Below are 20,360 nucleotides of genomic sequence, written 5' to 3' on the forward strand. Positions count from 1 at the left end.
TCGGGCCCCCACCAGGGGCCCGATCAGCCCGTGATCCGGGTCAGTCGGCCGTAGCCGATGACCCGCCCGACGGCCACCGCGAAGGTCTCCCGGCCGAGCGCTCCGATGGACGAGCTGTCCGGGTTCACGGTCGAGACGTAGGGCTCCAGGCCCACCTCCCGGGCGATGCCGGCCACCCGCAGCGCGTGGTACCCGTCGGACACCAGCAGCACCTCGTCGTGGCCCCGGGCCCGCAGGAAGCGGGAGGCGGCCAGCAGCGATTCGAACGTGTTGTGCCCGTCGACCTCCTTGAGGATGGCCTCGTCGGGCACGCCCCGGCTCCGGAGCCAGTTGTAGCCCGAGGTGGCCTCGGTGAAGGTGTCCCCGTCCTGGCGCCCGCCGGTGACCACGATGCGGGGCGCCAGGCCCTGCTCGTAGAGGTCCAGGGCATGGCCCAGCCGCGCCTCCAGCACCGGCGACGGCCGCCCGTCGTACTGAGCCGCCCCCAGCACCACGATGGCATCGGCGCGGGCCGTGTCGTCCCGGCTCGACGCCCGCCACACCTGCAGGAACGTGACCGCCAGGTACGACAGGGCCAGCAGGAGGAGCAGGGCCACGACCCGGACCAGCCGCCGGCGCCACCGCCGGGCCCGGGCCCCCGGCGCCGGGGGCGGAGGGCCGGGATCGGGGGGCGGGCCGACGGCCGAGTGCTCGCCGGTGAGCACCGTGGAGCCGGAACGGCCCGGTCCGCCGGAGGGCGCGGAGGCGCCCGGCCAGGCCATCAGCCCAGGCGCTCCCGGGCCGCGGCCAGGCGGGCCAGGGTCCGCTCGGCCCCCAGCACCACCAGCGACTCCCACAGCGGCGGGCCCACGCTGCGCCCGGTGACGGCCACACGGATGGGCGCCTGGGCCTTCCCGACCTGGGGCCGGCCCTCGGCGTTGACCAGGCCGACGTCGGCGGCCACCCGCTCCACCGCGGCGGAGAGGGCCTCCGCCGTCCACCCCCCGGTCGGGCCGGCCGCCTCGTCGCCGGTGCCGGTGGCGCCCGCCCCCTCGTCCCGGTCGCCGGTGGCAGCCAGGGACCGGAGCTCGGCCAGGGCGCCGTCGAGGACCTCGCCGGCCGCCCTGCCCCGGACCATGGCCTTGTCCCAGGCCGCCTGGTCGACGTCGGGCTCTTCGAGCCACAGGAAGTCGACCAGGTCCGGCACCTCGGCCAGGGTCTTGACCCGCTCCTGGACCAGGGGGGCCAGGGCCCGCAGGGCGGCCAGCGGCTCGTCCCCGGCGGGCAGGAACTCGGCGGCCCGGGCCACGAAGTCGTCCACGTCGAGGCCCCGGATCCACTCGCCGTTGACGTGCAGCAGCTTCCTCCGGTCGAAGAAGGCCGGCGACGGGTTGACCTCGGCCAGGTCGTACAGCGGGACGATCTCGGCGACGGGGCGCACCTCGACCCCGTCCGGAGGCCCCCAGCCCAGCAGGGCCAGGTAGTTCACCATTGCCTCAGGCAGGAACCCCTCGGCCCGGTAGTCGGCCACCGACACGTCGTCGCGCCGCTTCGAGAGCTTCTTGCGGCTCTCGTTCACCAGCAACGGCATGTGGGCGAAGGCCTCCGGCTCGGGGAGCCCCAGCGCCCGCAGGATCATCAGGTACTTGGGCGTGCCGTTGACGTGGTCCTCGCCCCGGATCACGTGGGTGATGCCCATGGCCGCGTCGTCCAGAGCGTTGACCAGGAGGAACACGGGGCTGCCGTTGGAACGGAGGAGCACGAAGTCCTCCAGGGATGTGTTGTCGAAGGTGACCTCGCCCCGCACCAGGTCGGTCCAGCCGGTGCGGCCCTCGGGCACCCGGAAGCGCAGCGCCCGACCTTCGCCCGGCTCCAGCTCCCGGTCCCGGCAGTGCCCGTCGTAGCCGGGGGGGCCGCCCCGCTCCTTGGCCCGGGCCTGGACCTGCTCGGTCGTGCAATCGCACCAGTAGGCCAGGCCCCGCTCGGCCATCTCCAGGGCGGTGCGGTGGTGCTCGTCGCGACGGTCGCTCTGGTGGACGGGATCGCCGTCCCAGTCCAGGCCCAGCCAGCGCAGCATGTCCAGGACGTTCTCGACCAGCTCGGGCCGGTTGCGCTCGGCGTCGGTGTCCTCGATGCGGAGGCGGAAGGTGCCGCCGGACCGACGGGCCACCATCCAGTTGGCCAGGGCGGAGTGGGCGCCGCCGACGTGCAGGTAGCCCGTGGGCGAGGGGGCGAAGCGGACGATGGGGGCACCGGTCACCCGGTCGACAGTACCGGTGCCCACCTTGCCGGACGTTGTCCCCTACTCCTGGCGGAGGGGGCGGTCAGCCCGCCGCGCCCAGGTGAGCCAGGAGGGCGTCGGCCACCGGGCCGGGGGCGGCCTCCACCACCCAGTGGCCCACGCCGTCGAGGGGGACGAAGCGATAGGGGCCGGTGACGTGGTCGCCGGTGGCTTCGGCCGCCTCCCGCCCCAGAGCCAGGTCGTCGACACCCCACAGGTACAGCGTCGGCACCTCGATGTCCACGAAGTCCCCGGTGAGCCGGTCACGGGCGGCCCGGTACCAGGCCAGGGCCGCGTCCAGGACCTCGACCGAGCCCAGGGCCTCCACGTAGGGCCCGACCTCCTCGGCCGGCAGGCCGCTGGCCTCGTAGAGGCCCCGCAGCCCGGCCGCCCCGTCGGCGGCCAACAGCTCGGCCGTCCCCTCGGCCGCGAACAGGGCCATGTAGCCGCTGCGCTCGGCCTGGTCGCCGCCCAGCTCGCCGGCCAGGGCCCGGCGGAAGGCGCTGGGGTGCGGGGTGGACAGCACGGTGAGCGTGCGCACCCTCGTGTGGTGGGTGCCGGCCACCTGCCAGGCCACCGCGCCGCCCCAGTCGTGGCCGACCAGGTGGAAGGCCTCGGCCCCCAGCGCCTCGGCCAGGTTCAGCACGTCGCCCACCAGGTCGTCCATGGCGTAGGCCTCATCGCCCTCGGGGCGGGCGCCGGGCGAGTAGCCCCGCTGGGTGACGGCCACGGCCCGGTAGCCGGCGGCGGCCAGGGGAGCCAGGAGGGGCGTCCAGGCCCGGGCCGTCTGCGGGAAGCCGTGCAGGAGCAGCACCAGCTCGCCGTCGGGGGGCCCGAGGGCCAGGGCGTCGAAGCTGAGGCCCGACGCGGTGAGGGTGAGGTGCTCGACGGGGGCGGTCACGGGCCGCACCGTACGGGACCCGCCCCCCTCCCGTTCTCGGCACGGATTCGGACCCATGCGGTACGAAACCGTGCCAGGTCGGCGGCCGGGTCGGGTGGCCGGGCGGGGTCGGGTGGCCGGGCCGGGCCGGGTCAGGGGCGTAGGGCCGGATCAGGCGGGGAGGTCGAGGAGGGCGCGCCAGTCGGCGGCATGAGCCTCGTCCACCTGGGCGGGGCCGAGGCGGAGGGTGGTGTCGGGGACGGCGTCGACCACCTGGCGCTGGGCCACGTAGTGGTGGGCGGCGTGGCCCACCCCCTCGAACAGGCGCCGACGCACGGCCGCCAGCTCGGGATCGGGGGTGGCGTCCAGGTAGCCCCACACGGTGAAGGCCACAGCCAGGTCGTGGACCACCGGGGCCCGGCCGAACAGCGACGCCCGCTTCATGGCCACGGCCACGCAACCCTCGACCACGTCGTGGTGGCCCTCCCCCTCGGCCAGGTGGAGGCGGCCGTCGAAGGTGCGGGCGATCTTGAGGGCGAAGCCCAGGTCGGGACCCGGGGCCCCGAAGCGGTCACCTCGGGGTTGGCCGCCGGTGATCTCCCCGGGCCGGTCGGCGACCCAGGACTCGGGTCGGCGCGGGCTCGACCGGTAGGCCCGCACGCGGGCCAGCGGGTCGGTGGGCACGTACTCCGGAGCAGCCATCGCCGCCGAGGCTACCCCCGCCCCGCCCGGCGGCCCCACGGCCGCCTGCCCCACCCGGCCGACCGACGCCGACCCCCCGCCCGGCCCCGCCCCGGCGTCCCGCGCGTCCGGGGCGCCGCTGGGCTACCTTGCGGCCACCATCGGTGACCGCAGCGGGCGGTCCGTCCCTCGGAGGCCCCCATGTCGTATCCGCCCCCCAGCCCCCCGCCGCCCCCGCCTGGAGGCTTCGGGCAGCAGCCCGGCTACCCACAGCCCGGCTACGGCGCCCCCGTCGCCAACCAGAGCAACGGCATGGCCATCGGCGCCCTCGTCACCGGCCTGATCGCCATGCTCTGCTTCCCCGTGCTCGGCCTGGTGTCGATCCCCCTCGGCATCGTGGCCATCAAGCGGTCGAAGGCGCTCAACGGCAACGGCAAGGGCATGGCCATCGCCGGCATCATCACCGGCGTCATCGGCATCATCTGGGGCATCGCCTTCCTGGCCCTCGTCGTGTTCGCGGCCAACGAGGTCGACTCCGACCCGTCCGACGGCGTGTGCAACTCCGATCGCATCGTCCAGGACCCCGACTGCCGGGGCGGGGTCAACAGCGACCCCAGCGACGGCACCTGCGACCGCGACCGCTTCATCCAGGATCCCGACTGCTGATCGCTGATCGGGGGCCGCTCCCGGCCCGGGGCCCCGCGCTCCGGGCCGGGAGCCGGCCCGCGGCCGGGCGGGCCCGCGGTCCTGGTCAGGCGGGGGTGTGGAGCAGGCCGTAGACGATGGAGTCGACCAGGGCCTGCCACGACGCCTCGATGATGTTGGTGTCGACCCCGATGGTGGTCCAGGTGCGCTCACCGTCGGTGGAGTCGACCAGCACCCGCACCACGGCCCCGGTGGTGGACGACGAGTCCAGCACCCGCACCCGGAAGTCGATGAGGTGGATGCGCTCCAGCGCCGGGTAGCTGCCGTCCAGGGCGGTCCGCAGGGCCTGGTCCAGGGCGTTGACGGGGCCGTTGCCCTCGCCGATGGCCACCCGCCGCTCCTCGCCCACCCACACCTTGACCGACGCCTCGGTGTCGACCATCGACTCCCCGGCCTCGGCGTCGATGGGGGCGCCACCCCGCAGGGCGTTGCGGTGGTAGGTCGTGACCCGGTAGCCCTCCAGGGCGAAGAAGTCCTGCGCCCACCCCCCCGCGGCCCGCATGAGCAGCTCGAGGCTGGCGTCCGCGGCCTCGTAGACGAAGCCCACGGCCTCCCGGGCCTTGAGCTCCTCGGTCAGGGTGGCCGCCGCCGCGCCGTCCAGCTCGACCCCCATCTCGCGGGCCTTCATGGCCATGCCCGAGCGGCCGCCCAGGTCACTGACCAGCACCCGGGTGGCGTTGCCGACCACGGCGGGGTCGACGTGCTCGTAGGAGGCGCTCCCCACCTTGTCCAACGCCGAGGTGTGGAGCCCGCCCTTGTGGGCGAAGGCGGAGGACCCCACGTAGGGATCGGCCGGGTGGGGCGGCAGGTTCACCAGCTCGGCCACGTGGCGGCTCACCGCGGTGAGGCGCTCCATGCGGCCCGCCGGCAGGCACCGGATGCCCAGCTTCAGCTCCAGGTCGGGGATGCAGGTCATGAGGTTGGCGTTGCCGGTGCGCTCGCCGTAGCCGTTGACCGTGCCCTGGAGCTGGGTGGCCCCACCGAGCACCCCGGCCACCGAGTTGGCCACCGCGCAACCGGCGTCGTTCTGGGTGTGGATGCCGACCTGCACGTCGGACCCCAGGTGGGCGACCACGGCGGCGGTGGCGGCCTGCACCTCGTGGGGCAGCGAGCCGCCGTTGGTGTCGCACAGCACCAGGCACTCGGCCCCCTCCCGGGCCGCGGCCTCCAGCACCCGCAGGGCGAACTCGGGGTCGACCCGGTAGCCGTCGAAGAAGTGCTCGGCGTCGAAGAAGACCCGCAGGCCCTCGGCCCGGAGGAAGCGCACCGAGTCCGCCACCATGGCCACGCCCTCGTCCAGAGACGTGCCCAGAGCCTCGACGACGTGGAAGGCCGAGCTCTTGCCCACGATGCAGGCCGTGCCCACCCCGGCCTCGACCAGCGCCCGCAGGGTGGGGTCGACGTCGACCTTGCCGGCCGGGCGGCGGGTCGAGCCGAAGGCCACCAGCTCGGCCGTCTCCAGGCGCAGGTCGGAGGGGGCCCGGGCGAAGAACTCGGCGTCGCGGGGGTTGGCCTGGGGGAAGCCGCCCTCGATCCACCGCACGCCCAACCAGTCGAGCTGCTCGGCCACCCGCAGCTTGTCCTCGACGGTCAGCGAGATGCCCTCGAACTGGGCGCCGTCGCGCAGCGTCGTGTCGAACACGTCGACCGCGGTGGGGGCTCCCGCCGGGCGCCGGGCCGCGACGTCGTAGGCCGGCCGGCCGGGGACGGCGGGGTCACTCGGCATGTTCGACCCAGTCCTTGTACCGGTCGACCCGGCCCTGCACGGTGCGGGCGTACTCCTCGCCGATGGCCCGCGTCATGGGCCCCACCGGGATCTCCCGGTCGTCGACGGAGGCCACGGCCGAGACCTCGGCCGCGGTGCCGCACACGAAGGCCTCCTCGGCGATGTACAGGTCGCTGCGGGCCAGGTTGCCCACCTCGACCTCGAAGCCCAGGTCGCGGGCTATGGCGGTGACCGTGCTCTGGGTGATGCCCTCCAGGGCGCCGGCCGACAGCGGCGGCGTGATCAGCCGCCCGTGGCGGGCCACGAAGATGTTCTCGCCGGTGCACTCCGAGACGAAGCCCTGCGGGTTCAACATGATGGCCTCGTCGTAGCCGGCGTTCAGGGCCTCGACCTTGGCCAGCGACGAGTTGACGTAGTTCCCGGTGGTCTTGGCCGCCGGGGGCATGGTGTTGTGGTCGTGGCGGGTCCACGACGAGATCTTCATGCGCACGCCCTTGGTCAGGGCGTCGTCTCCCAGGTAGGCGCCCCAGGGCCAGCAGGCGATGGCCACGTCGACGCTGCACGGCAGCGTGTTGAGCCCCATCTCGCCGTACCCGAAGTAGGCGATGGGCCGGATGTAGCAGCTGGCCAGGCCGGTGGAGGCCACGGTGGCCTTGGTGGCCGCGACCAGCTCCTCGATCGAGTACGGCATGGGCATGCCCACGATGCGAGCCGACTCGTGGAGGCGGCGGATGTGGTCGGTGAGGCGGAAGATGCCCGGCCCGTCGGCCGTCTCGTAGGCCCGGATGCCCTCGAACACGCCCGTGCCGTAGTGCAGCGTGTGGGTGAGGACGTGCACCTGGGCCTGGTCCCACGGGACGAGGGTGCCGTTCATCCAGATCTTCTCGGTGGGCGTGATGGGCATCGGAGGCGCTCCTACAGGCGTTCGACGACGGCGTCGCCGATCTCGGGCGTGGTGGCGGGGTGGGGGCCGGCCGCCGCGCCGGTGGCGGCGGAGGCCAGCTCGGCGGCGACCGAGGCGCAGGCGGCCCGCACCCGGGCCGCGGCCTCGTCCTCGCCCAGCAGGTCGAGCATGAGGGCGGCCGAGAGGATGGCGGCCAGGGGGTTGGCCTTCTTCTGGCCGGCGATGTCGGGGGCCGATCCGTGGACCGGCTCGAACATCGACGGGCTGGTGCGATCGGGGTTGAGGTTGCCGCTGGCGGCCAGGCCGATCCCCCCGGACACGGCGCCGCCCAGGTCGGTGAGGATGTCGCCGAACAGGTTGTCGGTGACGATCACGTCGTAGCGGCCTGGGTCCTGCACGAAGTGGATGCACGCCGCGTCGACGTGGTTGTAGGCCGTCTCGACGTCGCCGAACTCCTCGGCCACCTCGTCGAAGGTGCGCTGCCACAGGTCGCCGGAGAAGGTGAGCACGTTGGTCTTGTGCACCAGGGTCAGGTGCTTCCGACGGGTGCGGGCCAGCGCGAAGGCGTAGCGGACGCAGCGCTCGACGCCCATGCGGGTGTTGACCGAGCCCTGGGTGGCCACCTCGTGCGGGGTGCCGTGGCGGAGGAAGCCACCCTCGCCGGCGTAGGCCCCCTCGGTGTTCTCGCGGATGACCACCATGTCGATGCCCTTGGCCGGGTCGGTGAACGGGCGCTGGTTGATGTACTGGTCGAGGGCGAAGCGCATCTTCAGCAACAGGCCCCGCTCGATCAGGCCGGGGGGGACCTCGGGGGTGCCCACCGCGCCCAGGAGGATGGCGTCGTAGGCCCGCAGCTCGTCCAGGACCTCGTCGGGCAGGACGGTGCCGTCGCGCAGGTACCGGGCGCCGCCCAGGTCGAAGTCGGTGGTGTCCAGGTCGACGCCGGCCGCGCCCAGCACCTTGAGGGCCTCGGCCACGACCTCGGGGCCGATCCCGTCTCCTCCGATGACTGCCACCTTGTGGGCCACGTCGCTCCGTCCTCGTCTGCAGGGGTGGGTGGGCAAAAGAAAACCGCCCACCCGAGGTGGACGGTCGAGGCGCACGCCGGGATGTCGACGTGCGCTAGGCGATGATCGCTACCGGGGTCGACGGGTGCATCACGGGCCGGAGCATACCGCACCACCGGCGGCCCCGGCCACGCGTTGCCACCCCCCCGGGGCCAGGCCACCGGGGCCCTGACGCCCCCGGGGGGCGTGCTCGCTACCCTTGACCCGATGTCCGGGAACGTCCAGCTCTCGCAAGCCGCGCACGACCGCCTCAAGGCCGAGCACGACGACCTCACCACCCGGGGTCGGGTCGACATCGCTCGCAAGATCGAGGCCGCCCGCGAGCTCGGGGACCTGTCCGAGAACGGCGACTACCACGCGGCCAAGGAGGAGCAGGGGAAGATGGAGGGGCGCATCATGCACCTCGCCGCCCTGCTGGAGGACGCCGAGATCGTCGAGGCCGAGGGCAGCGGGGCCGTGAGCTCGGGATCGGTGGTCACCATCGACATGGACGGCGACGAGGAGCGCTACCTCATCGGCTCCATCGAGGAGCGGGTCGAGGACCTGGAGGTCATGTCGACCGGGTCGCCCCTGGGGGCGGCCCTGATGGGCAAGGAGGCCGGGTACTCCTTCACCTACGAGACCCCGACCGGCTACCAGATGCCCGTCAAGATCCTGAAGGTCGAGTAGCCACTTTCTCGCTTCTGAGGCGCCAGCGCACGCTTCCACGATCCGTGCTGCCTCAGAACGGCCGCAGCCCGATCCCTCCCACTTCTGAGGCGCCAGCGCACGCTCGCATGGGCGGTGGCGCTTCAGAACGGCTGGGACGGACGGCAGACTGAGGCGCGATGGCCACCGGCACCGACGACCACGCCACCCCCGGGCTGGGCCCGCTGGCCCCCGTCGGGCTGCCCGACGGGCAGGTGCTCGACCTCCCGGGCCGGGGGGCCGCCTTCGTGCGGGCCGACGTCGAACGGGGCGACCGCACCGACGTGCTGCTGGTCCACGGCTGGACCGTCACCGCCGATGCCACCTTCGCCCCCACCTACCCCGCCCTGGCCGACCGGTACCGGGCCATCGCCCCCGACCTGCGGGGCCACGGCCGGGGCCTCCCAGCCCGGGGCCGGCTCCGCCTGGACGACCTGGCCGACGACTGCGTGGCCGTGCTCGACGCGCTGGGGGTGGAGCGGGCCGTGGTGGCCGGCTACTCCCTGGGCGGGGCGGTGGCCCAGCTGGTGTGGCGCCGCCACCCCGACCGGGTGGCCGGCCTGGTCCTGTGCTCCACCGCCCGCCACTTCCAGACCGGCCCCGCCGGCGACCTCTGGTACCGGGGCCAGGCCTGGGTCGCCCCCGCCGTGCGCCTGTGGCCGGGGCCGGCCCGCTCCCGCATGCAGCAGGCCGTGCACGGCAAGGTGGCCGACGGGCCCCACGCCGACTGGTACCGCCAGGAGCTCCTGCGCAGCCACCCGGCCGGCCTGCTCCAGGTCGGCTCGGCCCTGGGGCGGTTCCGGTCCACCGCCTGGATCGGCGACGTGGACGTGCCCACCGCGGTGATCGTGACCACCCGGGACCGCACCGTCTCCCCCCGCCGCCAGCAGGGCCTGGCCGCCGCCATCCCCGGGGCCCGCACCTACGAGGTGGCCGGTCCCCACAACGCCGCCGTCACCCGGTCCGACCAGTGGGTCCCCACCCTCCGCCGGGCCCTGGACGACATCACCGCCCCCACCTGACCGGATCTCCCCCGCCCCGCCTGACCGGCTCTCCCCCGCCCCGCCTGACCGGCTCTCCCCCCCCAGCTTTGGACCGGTGTCGCCGCATGGGGCGGACCCGGGTCCAAGGTGGCCGGGAGGACGTGGCGTCGGGGGCGGGAGGGCGTGCGCGGGGACGGTGGGGGCCGGATCGGCCAGAGTGGACGTCCCACGACGCCGGGAGGCCCCGATGCTCGCCGAGCAGCTCCAGTCCGACCTGACCACGGCCATGAAGGCCCGCGACGAGCTGGCCGTGGCCGTGCTGCGGTCGGCCCTGGCCGCGGTGAAGGAGGCCCGGGTGGCCGGCGACCAGGCCCGCGAGCTGAGCGACGCCGACGTGCAGGCCGCCATCGCCCGCGAGGCCAAGAAGCGCGACGAGGCGGCGGCCGCCTTCGCCGAGGCGGGCCGGGCCGAGCAGGCCGATCGCGAGCGGGCCGAGGGCGAGGTCCTGGCCCGCTACCTGCCCAAGGCCCTGACCGAGGACGAGGTGGCCGCCATCGTGGATCGGGTCCTGGCCGACGGAGGCTTCTCCTCGCCCAAGGACATGGGTCCGGCCATGAAGGCCGTCCAGGCCGAGGTGGCCGGGCGGGCCGACGGCAAGGCCCTGGCCGGCCTGGTCCGGGCCCGCCTGTCCGGCTGACCCGAGACCTCAGCGCCGGGCTGAACCTCCGCCCCGGACACGGTCTTCTCGGCGGGAGACCTGCGTCCGAGCTGGGCCCAGGCGGGACCGCGGTCAGCGGGGGAGGGCCACCTCGATGCGGTGGGCGGCGGCGGCGACGGCAGCACCGTGACGGGCGCCGGGCGACGGGCCCAAGCGGTCGACCGGGCCGCTCACGCCCACCGCGGCCACCACCGCCCCGGTGGCGTCCCGGACCGGGGCGCTGACCGAGGCCACCCCCGGCGCCCGCTCCTCCACCGACTCCACCCACGCCGGAGAGCCTTCGCCGGCAGGATCCGACCGATCCGATCCGGCCGGAGCTCCACCGGGCCGGCCCGGGCCGCCTGGAGCGTGGCCACGGTCGGTGTCGCCCTCGGAGCCACTGACCCCGGACAGGACCCGGCCGGCGGAGCCGACGCCCAGGGGGAGGCGGGCCCCCTCGGCCACGATGGTGCGCAACTCGTGGGAGGACTCCCGAGCCAGCAGGCACAGCCGGACGTCGCCCTGGCGGACGTAGAGCTGGGCGCTCTCCCCCGTGGCCTCGACCAGGGCGGCCAGGGCCGGCCCGGCGGCGTCGCCCCACGGCCAGCCGGCCGCCGCCGCCCGACCCAGCCCGACCAGCTCGGCCCCCAGGGCGAAGCGGCCGTCGTCGGTGCGCCGCACCAGGCCGTGCTCGACCAGGGCCGAGGCCAGGCGGTGGGCGGTGGGGCGCGACACCCCGGTGGCCTCGACCAGCCCGGCCAGGGCCATCGGGCCGCCGGCCAGGGCCCGCAGGAGGGAGAGCGACTTGTCGAGCACGCCGACCCCGCTTACAGTGCGTTCCACGAAGCGAGATGATCGTCTCAAATATTGAGATAGTCAAGCCCGGATCCACCGGCAGACAGAGGAGAGCGCCGTGGCCCAGCCCCGGACCCTGAGCGAGAAGGTGTGGGACGCCCACGTCGTGAGCCGCAGCGAGGGCGAGCCCGACCTGCTCTACGTCGACCTCCACCTCGTCCACGAGGTCACCAGCCCCCAGGCCTTCGACGGCCTGCGCCTGGCCGGCCGCCCCGTCCGCCGGCCCGACCTCACCGTGGCCACCGAGGACCACAACGTCCCCACCCAGGACACCCACCTCCAGATCGCCGACCCCGTCTCCCGCACCCAGGTCGAGACCCTGCGCCGCAACTGCGCCGAGTTCGGCATCACCATCCACCCCATGGGCACGCCCGGGCAGGGCATCGTCCACATCATCGGGCCGGAGCAGGGCCTCACCCTGCCGGGGATGACCATCGTCTGCGGCGACAGCCACACCTCCACCCACGGCGCCTTCGGGGCCTTGGCCTTCGGCATCGGCACCAGCGAGGTCGAGCACGTCCTGGCCACCCAGACCCTCCCCCAGGCCCCGGCCAAGACCCTGGCCATCACCGTGGACGGCACCCTCCCCGAGGGCAGCACGGCCAAGGACGTGATCCTGGCCATCCTGGGTCGCATCGGCACCGGCGGCGGCATCGGCCACATCGCCGAGTACCGGGGCGAGGTCATCGAGGCCCTGTCCATGGAGGGCCGCATGACGGTCTGCAACATGTCGATCGAGGCCGGGGCCAAGGCGGGCCTCATCGCCCCCGACGCCACCACCGTCGCCTACCTGGAGGGCCGGGCCCACGCCCCGTCCGGCCCGGCCTGGGACGAGGCCGTGGCCCACTGGCAGACCCTCCGCACCGACGAGGACGCCCCCTTCGACCAGGAGGTGCGCCTGGACGGGGCCGAGATCCTCCCCCACGTCTCGTGGGGCACCAACCCCGGCCAGGTGGCCCCCATCACCGCGGCGGTGCCCGACCCTGCCGCCTTCGCCGACCCCTCCGAGCGCGACGCCGCCAACCGGGCCCTGGAGTACATGGGCCTGGCCGCCGGCACCCCGCTGAAGGAGGTGGGCGTCGACACCGTGTTCATCGGCTCCTGCACCAACGGCCGCATCGAGGACCTGCGGGCCGTGGCCGCGGTGGCCCAGGGTCGCCGGGTGGCCTCCGGCCTGCGGACCCTGGTGGTGCCGGGCTCGTGGAAGGTCAAGGCCCAGGCCGAGGAGGAGGGCCTGGACCGCATCCTGGTCGAGGCCGGCTTCGACTGGCGCGACCCGGGCTGCTCCATGTGCCTGGCCATGAACCCCGACAAGCTGGCCCCCGGGGAGCGTTGCGCCTCGACCAGCAACCGCAACTTCGAGGGCCGCCAGGGCCGGGGCGGGCGCACCCATCTGGTCTCCCCGGCGGTGGCCGCCGCCACCGCGGTGGCCGGCCACTTCGCCACCCCTGCCGACCTGCCCGCCACCGCCACCCCCGCCCCGGAGGCCTGACATGGATCCCGTCCGCATCGTCACCGGCACCGCGGTGCCGCTCGACCGCTCCGACGTCGACACCGACCAGATCATCCCGTCCGACTGGCTCAAGCAGGTGTCGCGCACCGGCTTCGAGAAGGGCCTGTTCTCCGAGTGGCGCGACGACCGCGACTTCGTGCTCAACCAGGAGGAGCACGCCGGGGCCACCATCCTGGTGGCCGGGCCCAACTTCGGCACCGGCTCGTCGCGGGAGCACGCGGTGTGGGCCATCCAGCAGTACGGCTTCCAGGCCGTGGTGTCGCCCCGCTTCGGCGACATCTTCCGCAACAACTCGACCAAGAACGGCCTGGTGCCGGTGGTGGTCACCCCCGAGGTGGGCGAGCAGCTCCTGCGGGCCGTGGAGGCCGACCCCACCCTGGAGATCACCATCGACGTGGAGCGCCGCACCCTGGAGGCCCCCGCCCTGGGCCTGGTGGTGGAGTTCCCGCTGGACGACTCGGTGCGCCACCGCTTCCTGGAGGGCCTGGACGACATCGCCCTGACCCTGCGCCGGGCCGAGTCCATCGACACCTACGAGACCACCCGCCCGGCCTGGCTCCCCACCACCGCTTGAGACCAGCGAACGTGGACGCCTGTCCCCCCGACGGCGCGCGTCCGAGGCGGGGGCGGTGGCCCCACGGGCCTCAGGCCAGGGCGGACTCGACGGGGGTGCCGGGCGACGACGGCACCGGCTCGGGGCCGACCTGGTCGCCCTCGGCCCGGCGGGCGGCGGCCCGGTCCCGGAGCACCCGGCGGGCCGACCAGGCCACCGCCGCGGCCCACAGGACGGCGATGCCGACGTAGATGGCGGCAGCGCCGACCCCGGCGATGTCCGCCTCGCGCACCAGGGTGCGGGAGTTGGTGAGGACGATGATCCCGCCCACCATCGAGCCCAGCATGGCCGCAGGGATGATCCGGACCAGGTAGGCGGCCAGGGGGGCGGCCACCATGCCGCCGGCCAGGAGGGCGAGGACGTAGCCCAGGCGCACCCCCTCGTTGCCGATGCCCACGAAGAAGCCGATGCTGGCGGCCAGGGCCACCAGGAACTCGCTGGTGTCGACCGAGCCGATCACCTTGCGGGGCTCGACACGACCGGAGACCAGCAGGCTGGGCGTGGCCACCGGGCCCCACCCGCCGCCCCCGGTGGCGTCGACGAAGCCGGCCAGGAGGCCGAGCGGGGCCAGGAAGCGGGCCCGGAACGAGGTGCCCTGGCGGTCGGTGCGGATGCGCCCCAGGGTGAAGCGGCCCAGCACGTAGAGGCCCAGGGCCAGGAGGATGGCCGCCATCCACGGGGTGGCCACCTCGGTCGACAGGTTGGACAGGAAGGTGGCGCCGGCGAAGGCCCCCACCGCCCCGGGCACGCCCAGGCGGGCCACCATGCGCCAGTCGACGTTGCCGAAGCGCCAGTGCGACGCCCCCGACACCAGGGTGGTGCCGATCTCCGACAGGTGGACCGAGGCCGAGGCGGCGGCCGGTGACAGGCCCACCGCCAGCATCAGGGAGGAGGAGGTCACGCCGTAGGCCATGCCCAGGGCGCCGTCGACCAGTTGGGCGGCCAGCCCGACGATGGCGAGGACGATCAGCTTGCGCATGGGGGAGCCCTTCGGAGTATTCCTACTTGTCTGGTCGACATTACCGACCAACCGGCCGGTGCGCAACCCCCTCTGTGGTCGGCCGGCCCGAAATGGTCACGGTCCGTGGCGGATTGGGGCACCGGCACCGGGCCGGGCACCGCCCGGAGCCCGACCCCCGGCCACGCCGCGCCATAGCATCGGCCCATGCGACGACCATGGCGCCGGGCCTTCCTCCTGGGCTTGGCCGTCGGCGTGGTCGTGGCCCTGCTCCGGGCCGGCCGCCGGCCTGCTCCCGGCCCCGAGGCCCTGGGGGCGCCGACCCCCGCCCTGCCCCCACCGCGATCGATCCCCTCGGCGCCCCCGGCCGGAGCGCCGGCGACCCCCGCTCCCGCGGCCGGCCCGGTGGAGCCCCGCCCCGCCCCCGACGCGGGTGGGGCGAACCGCAACGCCCCGACCGCCACCGAGGTCCGGGAGGCCGCACCGGCGACCGGTGGCGACGCCGGGGACCGGGCCTGGCGGCCACCGGTGGCGGGGGCGTGCCCCGAGGGCTACCCGGTGAAGGCCAAGCAGGCCAGCGGCATCTTCCACGTGCCCGGCGGCCTCTCCTACGACCGCACCCACCCCGATCGGTGCTACCGCTCGGTCGGGGCCGCCGAGGCCGACGGCTTCCGGGCCGCCAAGCGCTGACCCCGGCCGCCGGGCCCGTCCGGGGGCCTAGGTGGGCTCGGGCCAGCTCGTGGGGGGCGAGGCCGGCGGGCCCTCCGGCAACGACGGCGCGGCGCCCCCCGGATCGGGGGGCGCGCCCGGGCCGGCCGGCCCGGCCGGGGTGGTGATCGGGTCCGATCCGGAGGCCTCGCCCCCGGGGGGCGGGGGCCCGGGGTCGACGGTGCGGTCGCCGTCCTCCGCGTCGGGGTCCACGTCGCCCGACGTGGTCAGCAGCCAGGCTCCGGCCGCCGCCCCGAGGAGCTGGAAGACGATGAAGCCCACGATCGGCTTGGCCTCGATGGGGCCGAAGGGCGTGGCCCCCCGCAGGCCCAGGATGTCGTCCGACGAGAGCAGGGTGCGGCGCAGGGCCTCGCCCACCAGGACGGCGGCCAGGACCAACCCGACGGCCCGGCGGGCCGGGCCCCCGTCGACCACGGCCAGCACCAGGGCCAGGACGGCCAGGCCCAGGCCCAGCCACGCCCCCCGCCCGGCCCAGCTCTCGGTGGCCAGCAGCCCGCCGAAGCGGGTCGACCCTCGCAGCTGGACCACGTCGTACCAACCGAGCGACAGGGTGGCCCACAGCCCTCCCAGGGCCACCACCAGGGCCACCATGTCGGTCAGCAGCACGCCGTCGCCGGGCCGCAGCCGCAGGAAGGCCAGCAGCAGGCCGGCGGCCACGGCCAGGGCCAGCACCACGCCGAGCACTTCCACCAGTCGCAGCACGCCCGTCGACTGGCCGGCCTGCTCCTGGGTGTCGCGGATGGTGCCGGCCACGTCGAGCAGCCAGGGCAGGGGCAGGGCGGTGGCCAGCAGCGCCCCCCGGCCCTGGGCCGGGCGGACCACGTAGGCCAGGCCGGCCGCCGCCACCAGGAGGCAGTGGAGGATGAGACCGATGTCGCGGAACGTGGAGCTGACGTCGATCAGGGCGGGCACATCGGTGCCGTCCACGGTGCCGACGGGGACGGCTACGTACACGGTGAAGATGGCCACCGCGCAGGCCGCGATCACGGCCCCGATGCCCCGGGCCACCACCTCGACCACGTCCGGGGCCATCGGGTCCCGGCCGGACGGCCCGGGCTCCTCGTCGACGATCGCGTCCATGGGTGTACCCCTCTCCTTCGCCGCGACCCTACGGGAGGGCCCGGGCCGACGGCGTGACACCCGGGAGCCGGGCCCCCTCAGGGCCGGTCGATCACCGCCACCGAGAGGATCCCCTCGGCGGCCCGCAGGGCGTCGGCCACGCCGGCCGGGACGGCCTGGCTGGTGGCGATGACCATGAGGGCCGAACCGCCCTCCTCGGTGCGGCCCACGTCCATGTCGGCGATGTTGACGCCGGCCTCGCCCAGCACCGTGCCCACCCGGCCGATCACCCCGGGCCGGTCGTCGTTGCGGACCACGACCATGTGGGGCGGGGGCGGGACGTCGACGCGGTGACCGTCCACCATCACCAGGCGGGGCTCGGATCGCAGCCCGACCAGCGTCCCCGACACCGAGTGGCCGCCCCCGGACACCGTCACCAGGTTGACCCAGTCCCGGGTGGTGACGGTGGTGGTGTCGCGCACCTCTATGCCCCGCTCGGCCGCCACCTGGGGGGCGTTGACGTAGCTCACCGGCTCCTCGGTGCTGCCGGCGAAGGCCCCCTTGAGCACCGACAGGGTGAGGATGCGGGTGTCGTAGCCGGCCAGCTCGCCCTGGTACTCGATGTCGATGACCGGGGGCAGGCCCTCGGCCAAGCCGGCGAAGGTGCCACCCAGCTGCTCGGCCACGCCCAGGAAGGGGCGCACCGTCTCGGACGCCTCGGCGGCGGCCACGTTCACCGCGAAGGGGACGAACTCGCCGGCCAGGGCCAGGCGGACCTGCTCGGCGATGGTGTCGCCGGCCTTGTCCTGGGCCTCCCGGGTGCTGGCCCCCAGGTGCGGGGTGCCCACGAAGGTGGGCTGGGCGAAGAGGGGCGAGCCGGTGGGGGGCTCGGTGGCGAACACGTCCAGCGCCGCCCCCCCGCAGCGGCCGTCGGCCAGCGCCGCGGCCAGGGCCTCCTCGTCGATGACCCCGCCGCGGGAGACGTTGACGATGCGGATGCCGGGCTTGGCCTTGGCGAAGAAGTCCTCGCCGATCATCCCGATGGTGTCGGGGGTCTTGACCACGTGCAGGGTGACGAAGTCGGCGGTGGCGGCCAGCGTGTCGAGGTCGACCAGCTCGATGTTGACCTGGCGGGCCCGCTCGGGGGCCACGAAGGGGTCGTGGGCGACGACCCGCATGCCGAAGGCGCTGGCCCGCTGGGCCACCAGCTTGCCGATGCGGCCCAGGCCCACGATGCCCAGGGTCTTGTCGGCCAGCTCCACGCCTACCCACTTCGACCGCTCCCAGCGCCCGTCGACCAGGGCGGCGTGGGCCTGGGGCACGCTGCGGGCCACCGACAGGAGCATGGCCATGGTGTGCTCGGCGGTGGAGAGGATGTTGGACTGGGGGGCGTTCACCACCATCACGCCCCGGCGGGTGGCCGCCTCCACGTCGACGTTGTCGAGGCCGATGCCGGCCCGGCCCACCACCACCAGGTCGGCCCCGGCCTCCACCACCTGGGCGGTGACCTGGGTGGACGACCGGATGATCAGGGCGTGGGCCCCGGGGACGGCCTCCACCAGCTGGTCCGGGTCGAGCCCGGTGCGGACGTCGACGTCGTGGCCGGCGGCACGCAGGGCGTCCAGCCCGCCGTCGGCGATCTTCTCGGTGACGAGCACTCGGGCCATCGGCCGAGTCTGGCCCCTGTCCCCGGGCCGGACCAACCGACCGCCTGGCCCGCCCGTCACACCGTCGGGGGAAGGGGCGGGAGCTCGTCGGCCGGGGCGAAGCCGAGGACCCGGCCGTAGAAGGCCAGCTCCGCCTGGAGGGCCCGGACGATGGTCTCCTGGCCGCGGAAGCCGTGGCCCTCGCCGGGGAAGAGCAGGTAGGCGTGGGGCACGCCCTTGGCGGCCAGGGCGGCCACCACCGCCTCGGCCTGGGCCGGGGGCACGACGTGGTCCTCGGCCCCCTGGAGCACCAGCACCGGCGTGGCCAGGCGGTCGAGCTGGGTGAGGGGGCTGCGGGCCGCGTAGAGGTCGGCCGCCTCCGGCCACGGGCCCACCAGGCCGTCGGTGTAGCGGGCCTCGAACTTGTGGGTGTCGCGGGCCAGGGCAGCCAGGTCGGTGACGCCGTAGAGGCTGGTGCCGGCGGCGAAGGTGTCGGAGGTGCACAGGGCCAGCAGGGCCGTGAACCCCCCGGCCGAGCCGCCCCGGATGACCATGCGGTCCCCGTCGACGACGCCCTCGGCGGCCAGGTGGCGGGCGGCGGCCACGCAGTCCTCCACGTCGACCACGCCCCACTGCCCGTCCAGCAGCCGCCGGTAGGGCCGGCCGTAGCCGGTGGAGCCGCCGTAGTCGACGTCGACCACGGCGACGCCCCGGGTGGTCCAGAACTGGGTGCGCAGGTCGAACATGGGCCGGGCCGCCGAGGTCGGCCCCCCGTGGATCATGACCACCAGCGGCGGCCGCTCCCCCGCCGGGCCGGTCACCGTGGCCCGGGCCGGCCGGTAGAGCAGGGCGTGGGCGGTGCGCCCCCCGGCGCTGGGGAAGCTGACCGGCTCGGGGACCGAGACGTCGTCCGGGGCCAGCCCGAGATGGCGGGCAGCTCGCAGGGCCAGCCACCGGACCGGTCGGGGCCGATCTCCCGAGGCCCGGCCCGGGGTGCCGGCGCCGCCGGACGGGTCCACCGAGGGGCCGGGCCCCGAGCCACCCGGCACGGTCAAGGCGGCCGGCGCGCCGGGCGCCGGAGCACCAGCGCCCTCGGCCGCGATCGAGGCGCCGCCCGACCACCGGGCCGAGCCGGGGACGGCGCGGCGGCCACGGCCGGCGTCGGACCCAGGAGCAGAGGCCGCGGATCCCAGGTCGAGCAGCACCGGCGTCGGCTCGCACCGGGCCGAGGCCAGCACGGCCACGGCCTGAGCCGGGCCGGGACCCGCACCCACCTGCCCGGCCACCGTGACCGGGGCGCCACCCAGGTCGACGGCCAACGGCACCACCCGGCCGGCGCCGCCCTCCCCCAGGGCAGGCGGTTCGACCAGCGCCAGGGTGGTGGACCCGCCGGCCGTCACGGTGGCCAGCAGCCGCCCGTCGGCCAGTGGTGCGTACCAGCGCAGGCCGGCCACCCAGCGGGGGCCGCCCAGCTCCGCCTCGACCGGGGCCACCGCCCGGGGCCGGGCGTCGGGGCCGTCGCCGCCCGGGTCGCCGACCCGGTGCAGGTTCCACCAGCCCGAGCGATCGGAGGAGAACCACAGGTCGCCAGCGGCGTCCCACTCGGGTTGGACCACGGACTCCTCGGCTCCCCCGGCCACCGTCACCGCGTCCCGGACCACGGGGCCGCCGTCGGCGTCTCGGCCCAGGCGGGCCACGCACAGCTCGGTGCCGTCCCACGGCATGCGGGGGTGGTCCCACTGCACCCAGGCCAGGCGCCCGGGCCCGGGCCGGGGGCCGGACAGGAAGTCGGGCCCCGAGACGAGCACGCGGACCCGGCCGGGCTCGGTGGCGGCGGAGCCGTCGGTGGGCACGGCCACGATCTCGTGCACCGGCTCCCGGGCGTCGCCAGGGACGCCCTCCTCGCCGGGGTGGGCCTCGCGCACGGCCAGCACCCAGGCGTGGTCCCAGGCCACCACCTCCGCGTAGCGCAGGCCCCGGGGCGACCGGGGGGCCGGGGTCAGCGGCGTCGGCAGGGCGGCGGTGTCGTCGGCCACCAGCCGGTGCAGGCGCTGGTCGTCCCAGTGGGCGAAGGTGACCACGCCGCTCTCGACGCACCAGGCCCCGCCGCCGTACTCCAGGAAGGCGGTCCGCGCGCTCCAGCGCCGGTCGAGGGTGAGGGCCTCGCCGTCGGAGGGCTCGCGGGCGGCGTCGAGGCGGCCCAGCACCGCCTGGGCCGTGCCGTCGACCCGGCGCCGCACCAGCTCGACGCGGCCGCCCTCGGCCGGCCGGGCCTCGCTCCACCAGACGTCGTCGCCGTCGACCCGGGCCTCGCCGACGGTGGCCGCCCCCGCCACCAACGCCTGGGGCGTGAGGGGCGAGGGCCAGGTGCCGTAAGGGCGGACCTGCCCGGTCACC

General features: G+C 75.3%; 19 protein-coding genes. 7 read left to right on the forward strand and 12 right to left on the reverse strand.

The window, feature by feature from the left end; translation table 11 throughout:
• Nucleotides 1–23: 23 nt before the first annotated feature.
• From VEW93_01850 to VEW93_01865, 4 genes are all read right to left on the reverse strand, one after another.
• On the reverse strand, nucleotides 24–761 hold the full coding sequence (locus VEW93_01850) for a YdcF family protein (GenBank protein HYI60528.1): 738 nt from the start codon (nucleotides 759–761) through the stop codon (nucleotides 24–26).
• Complete coding sequence (gene gltX, locus VEW93_01855; GenBank protein HYI60529.1) at nucleotides 761–2,239, reverse strand: glutamate--tRNA ligase; 1,479 nt, start codon at nucleotides 2,237–2,239, stop codon at nucleotides 761–763. Before gltX ends, VEW93_01850 begins: the two co-directional genes overlap by 1 nt.
• Before the next feature lie 64 nt (nucleotides 2,240–2,303).
• Nucleotides 2,304–3,161: an alpha/beta hydrolase gene (locus VEW93_01860; GenBank protein HYI60530.1), complete on the reverse strand. Its 858-nt coding sequence runs from the start codon at nucleotides 3,159–3,161 to the stop codon at nucleotides 2,304–2,306.
• 150 nt (nucleotides 3,162–3,311) lie between these two features.
• Nucleotides 3,312–3,842, reverse strand: coding sequence for a hypothetical protein (locus VEW93_01865; protein ID HYI60531.1), 531 nt, complete (start codon nucleotides 3,840–3,842; stop codon nucleotides 3,312–3,314).
• 180 nt (nucleotides 3,843–4,022) lie between these two features.
• Between VEW93_01865 and VEW93_01870 the strand changes: the two genes are divergently transcribed.
• On the forward strand, nucleotides 4,023–4,487 hold the full coding sequence (locus tag VEW93_01870; protein HYI60532.1) for a DUF4190 domain-containing protein: 465 nt from the start codon (nucleotides 4,023–4,025) through the stop codon (nucleotides 4,485–4,487).
• 85 nt (nucleotides 4,488–4,572) lie between these two features.
• On the opposite strand, the gene cimA is transcribed toward VEW93_01870, so the two are convergent.
• From cimA to VEW93_01885, 3 genes are read right to left on the reverse strand one after another with little or no spacing between them, the layout of a single operon-like run.
• Nucleotides 4,573–6,252, reverse strand: coding sequence for a citramalate synthase (gene cimA / locus VEW93_01875; protein HYI60533.1), 1,680 nt, complete (start codon nucleotides 6,250–6,252; stop codon nucleotides 4,573–4,575).
• Nucleotides 6,242–7,156, reverse strand: coding sequence for a branched-chain amino acid transaminase (locus tag VEW93_01880; GenBank protein ID HYI60534.1), 915 nt, complete (start codon nucleotides 7,154–7,156; stop codon nucleotides 6,242–6,244). Before VEW93_01880 ends, cimA begins: the two co-directional genes overlap by 11 nt.
• Before the next feature lie 11 nt (nucleotides 7,157–7,167).
• The gene (locus VEW93_01885; protein ID HYI60535.1) at nucleotides 7,168–8,184 is read right to left on the reverse strand and encodes a 3-isopropylmalate dehydrogenase; all 1,017 of its coding nucleotides are present in this window, start codon (nucleotides 8,182–8,184) and stop codon (nucleotides 7,168–7,170) included.
• A 246-nt stretch (nucleotides 8,185–8,430) separates the two neighbouring features.
• Between VEW93_01885 and greA the strand changes: the two genes are divergently transcribed.
• The 3 genes from greA (at nucleotide 8,431) to VEW93_01900 (ending at nucleotide 10,590) form a co-directional block, all read left to right on the forward strand.
• Complete coding sequence (greA, locus tag VEW93_01890) at nucleotides 8,431–8,892, forward strand: transcription elongation factor GreA (GenBank protein ID HYI60536.1); 462 nt, start codon at nucleotides 8,431–8,433, stop codon at nucleotides 8,890–8,892.
• A gap of 158 nt (nucleotides 8,893–9,050) precedes the next feature.
• The gene (locus tag VEW93_01895; protein HYI60537.1) at nucleotides 9,051–9,932 is read left to right on the forward strand and encodes an alpha/beta fold hydrolase; all 882 of its coding nucleotides are present in this window, start codon (nucleotides 9,051–9,053) and stop codon (nucleotides 9,930–9,932) included.
• Nucleotides 9,933–10,140: 208 nt separating this feature from the next.
• Nucleotides 10,141–10,590 (forward strand): GatB/YqeY domain-containing protein, encoded by a 450-nt coding sequence (locus VEW93_01900; protein ID HYI60538.1) that lies wholly within the window; start codon nucleotides 10,141–10,143, stop codon nucleotides 10,588–10,590.
• A gap of 93 nt (nucleotides 10,591–10,683) precedes the next feature.
• Here the strand turns inward: VEW93_01900 and VEW93_01905 are convergent, their stop codons facing one another.
• Nucleotides 10,684–11,433, reverse strand: a complete 750-nt coding sequence (locus VEW93_01905; GenBank protein HYI60539.1) for an IclR family transcriptional regulator — start codon at nucleotides 11,431–11,433, stop codon at nucleotides 10,684–10,686.
• A 70-nt stretch (nucleotides 11,434–11,503) separates the two neighbouring features.
• On the opposite strand from VEW93_01905, the gene leuC reads away from it, so the two are divergent.
• Complete coding sequence (gene leuC / locus VEW93_01910; protein ID HYI60540.1) at nucleotides 11,504–12,937, forward strand: 3-isopropylmalate dehydratase large subunit; 1,434 nt, start codon at nucleotides 11,504–11,506, stop codon at nucleotides 12,935–12,937.
• A 1-nt stretch (nucleotide 12,938) separates the two neighbouring features.
• Nucleotides 12,939–13,532, forward strand: coding sequence for a 3-isopropylmalate dehydratase small subunit (gene leuD / locus VEW93_01915; GenBank protein HYI60541.1), 594 nt, complete (start codon nucleotides 12,939–12,941; stop codon nucleotides 13,530–13,532).
• Between the two features lie 70 nt (nucleotides 13,533–13,602).
• On the opposite strand, the gene VEW93_01920 is transcribed toward leuD, so the two are convergent.
• Complete coding sequence (locus VEW93_01920; protein ID HYI60542.1) at nucleotides 13,603–14,550, reverse strand: sulfite exporter TauE/SafE family protein; 948 nt, start codon at nucleotides 14,548–14,550, stop codon at nucleotides 13,603–13,605.
• Between the two features lie 186 nt (nucleotides 14,551–14,736).
• Here VEW93_01920 and VEW93_01925 point away from each other — a divergent pair, with 186 nt between their 5' ends.
• The gene (locus VEW93_01925) at nucleotides 14,737–15,219 is read left to right on the forward strand and encodes a hypothetical protein (GenBank protein ID HYI60543.1); all 483 of its coding nucleotides are present in this window, start codon (nucleotides 14,737–14,739) and stop codon (nucleotides 15,217–15,219) included.
• Nucleotides 15,220–15,246: 27 nt separating this feature from the next.
• Here the strand turns inward: VEW93_01925 and VEW93_01930 are convergent, their stop codons facing one another.
• From VEW93_01930 to VEW93_01940, 3 genes are all read right to left on the reverse strand, one after another.
• Nucleotides 15,247–16,338 (reverse strand): hypothetical protein, encoded by a 1,092-nt coding sequence (locus VEW93_01930; protein ID HYI60544.1) that lies wholly within the window; start codon nucleotides 16,336–16,338, stop codon nucleotides 15,247–15,249.
• Nucleotides 16,339–16,415: 77 nt separating this feature from the next.
• Nucleotides 16,416–17,984, reverse strand: coding sequence for a phosphoglycerate dehydrogenase (gene serA, locus VEW93_01935; GenBank protein HYI60545.1), 1,569 nt, complete (start codon nucleotides 17,982–17,984; stop codon nucleotides 16,416–16,418).
• Nucleotides 17,985–18,040: 56 nt separating this feature from the next.
• A complete protein-coding gene (locus tag VEW93_01940) occupies nucleotides 18,041–20,359 on the reverse strand; it encodes a prolyl oligopeptidase family serine peptidase (protein HYI60546.1) in 2,319 nt (772 codons plus the stop codon).
• Nucleotide 20,360: the final 1 nt, after the last annotated feature.

This window comes from Acidimicrobiales bacterium (genome assembly GCA_035630295.1).
In the GTDB taxonomy this organism is placed as follows: Bacteria; Actinomycetota; Acidimicrobiia; order Acidimicrobiales; family Iamiaceae; genus Iamia.

Excerpts from the sequence above, each read along its gene's own strand:
- VEW93_01850 (HYI60528.1), bottom strand. The coding sequence starts at position 761 with ATGGCCTGGCCGGGCGCCTCCGCGCCCTCCGGCGGACCGGGCCGTTCC.
- VEW93_01865 (HYI60531.1), bottom strand. The coding sequence starts at position 3,842 with ATGGCTGCTCCGGAGTACGTGCCCACCGACCCGCTGGCCCGCGTGCGG.
- VEW93_01870 (HYI60532.1), top strand. The coding sequence starts at position 4,023 with ATGTCGTATCCGCCCCCCAGCCCCCCGCCGCCCCCGCCTGGAGGCTTC.
- cimA (HYI60533.1), bottom strand. The coding sequence starts at position 6,252 with ATGCCGAGTGACCCCGCCGTCCCCGGCCGGCCGGCCTACGACGTCGCG.
- VEW93_01880 (HYI60534.1), bottom strand. The coding sequence starts at position 7,156 with ATGCCCATCACGCCCACCGAGAAGATCTGGATGAACGGCACCCTCGTC.
- greA (HYI60536.1), top strand. The coding sequence starts at position 8,431 with ATGTCCGGGAACGTCCAGCTCTCGCAAGCCGCGCACGACCGCCTCAAG.
- VEW93_01895 (HYI60537.1), top strand. The coding sequence starts at position 9,051 with ATGGCCACCGGCACCGACGACCACGCCACCCCCGGGCTGGGCCCGCTG.
- VEW93_01900 (HYI60538.1), top strand. The coding sequence starts at position 10,141 with ATGCTCGCCGAGCAGCTCCAGTCCGACCTGACCACGGCCATGAAGGCC.
- leuD (HYI60541.1), top strand. The coding sequence starts at position 12,939 with ATGGATCCCGTCCGCATCGTCACCGGCACCGCGGTGCCGCTCGACCGC.
- VEW93_01920 (HYI60542.1), bottom strand. The coding sequence starts at position 14,550 with ATGCGCAAGCTGATCGTCCTCGCCATCGTCGGGCTGGCCGCCCAACTG.
- VEW93_01925 (HYI60543.1), top strand. The coding sequence starts at position 14,737 with ATGCGACGACCATGGCGCCGGGCCTTCCTCCTGGGCTTGGCCGTCGGC.
- VEW93_01930 (HYI60544.1), bottom strand. The coding sequence starts at position 16,338 with ATGGACGCGATCGTCGACGAGGAGCCCGGGCCGTCCGGCCGGGACCCG.
- serA (HYI60545.1), bottom strand. The coding sequence starts at position 17,984 with ATGGCCCGAGTGCTCGTCACCGAGAAGATCGCCGACGGCGGGCTGGAC.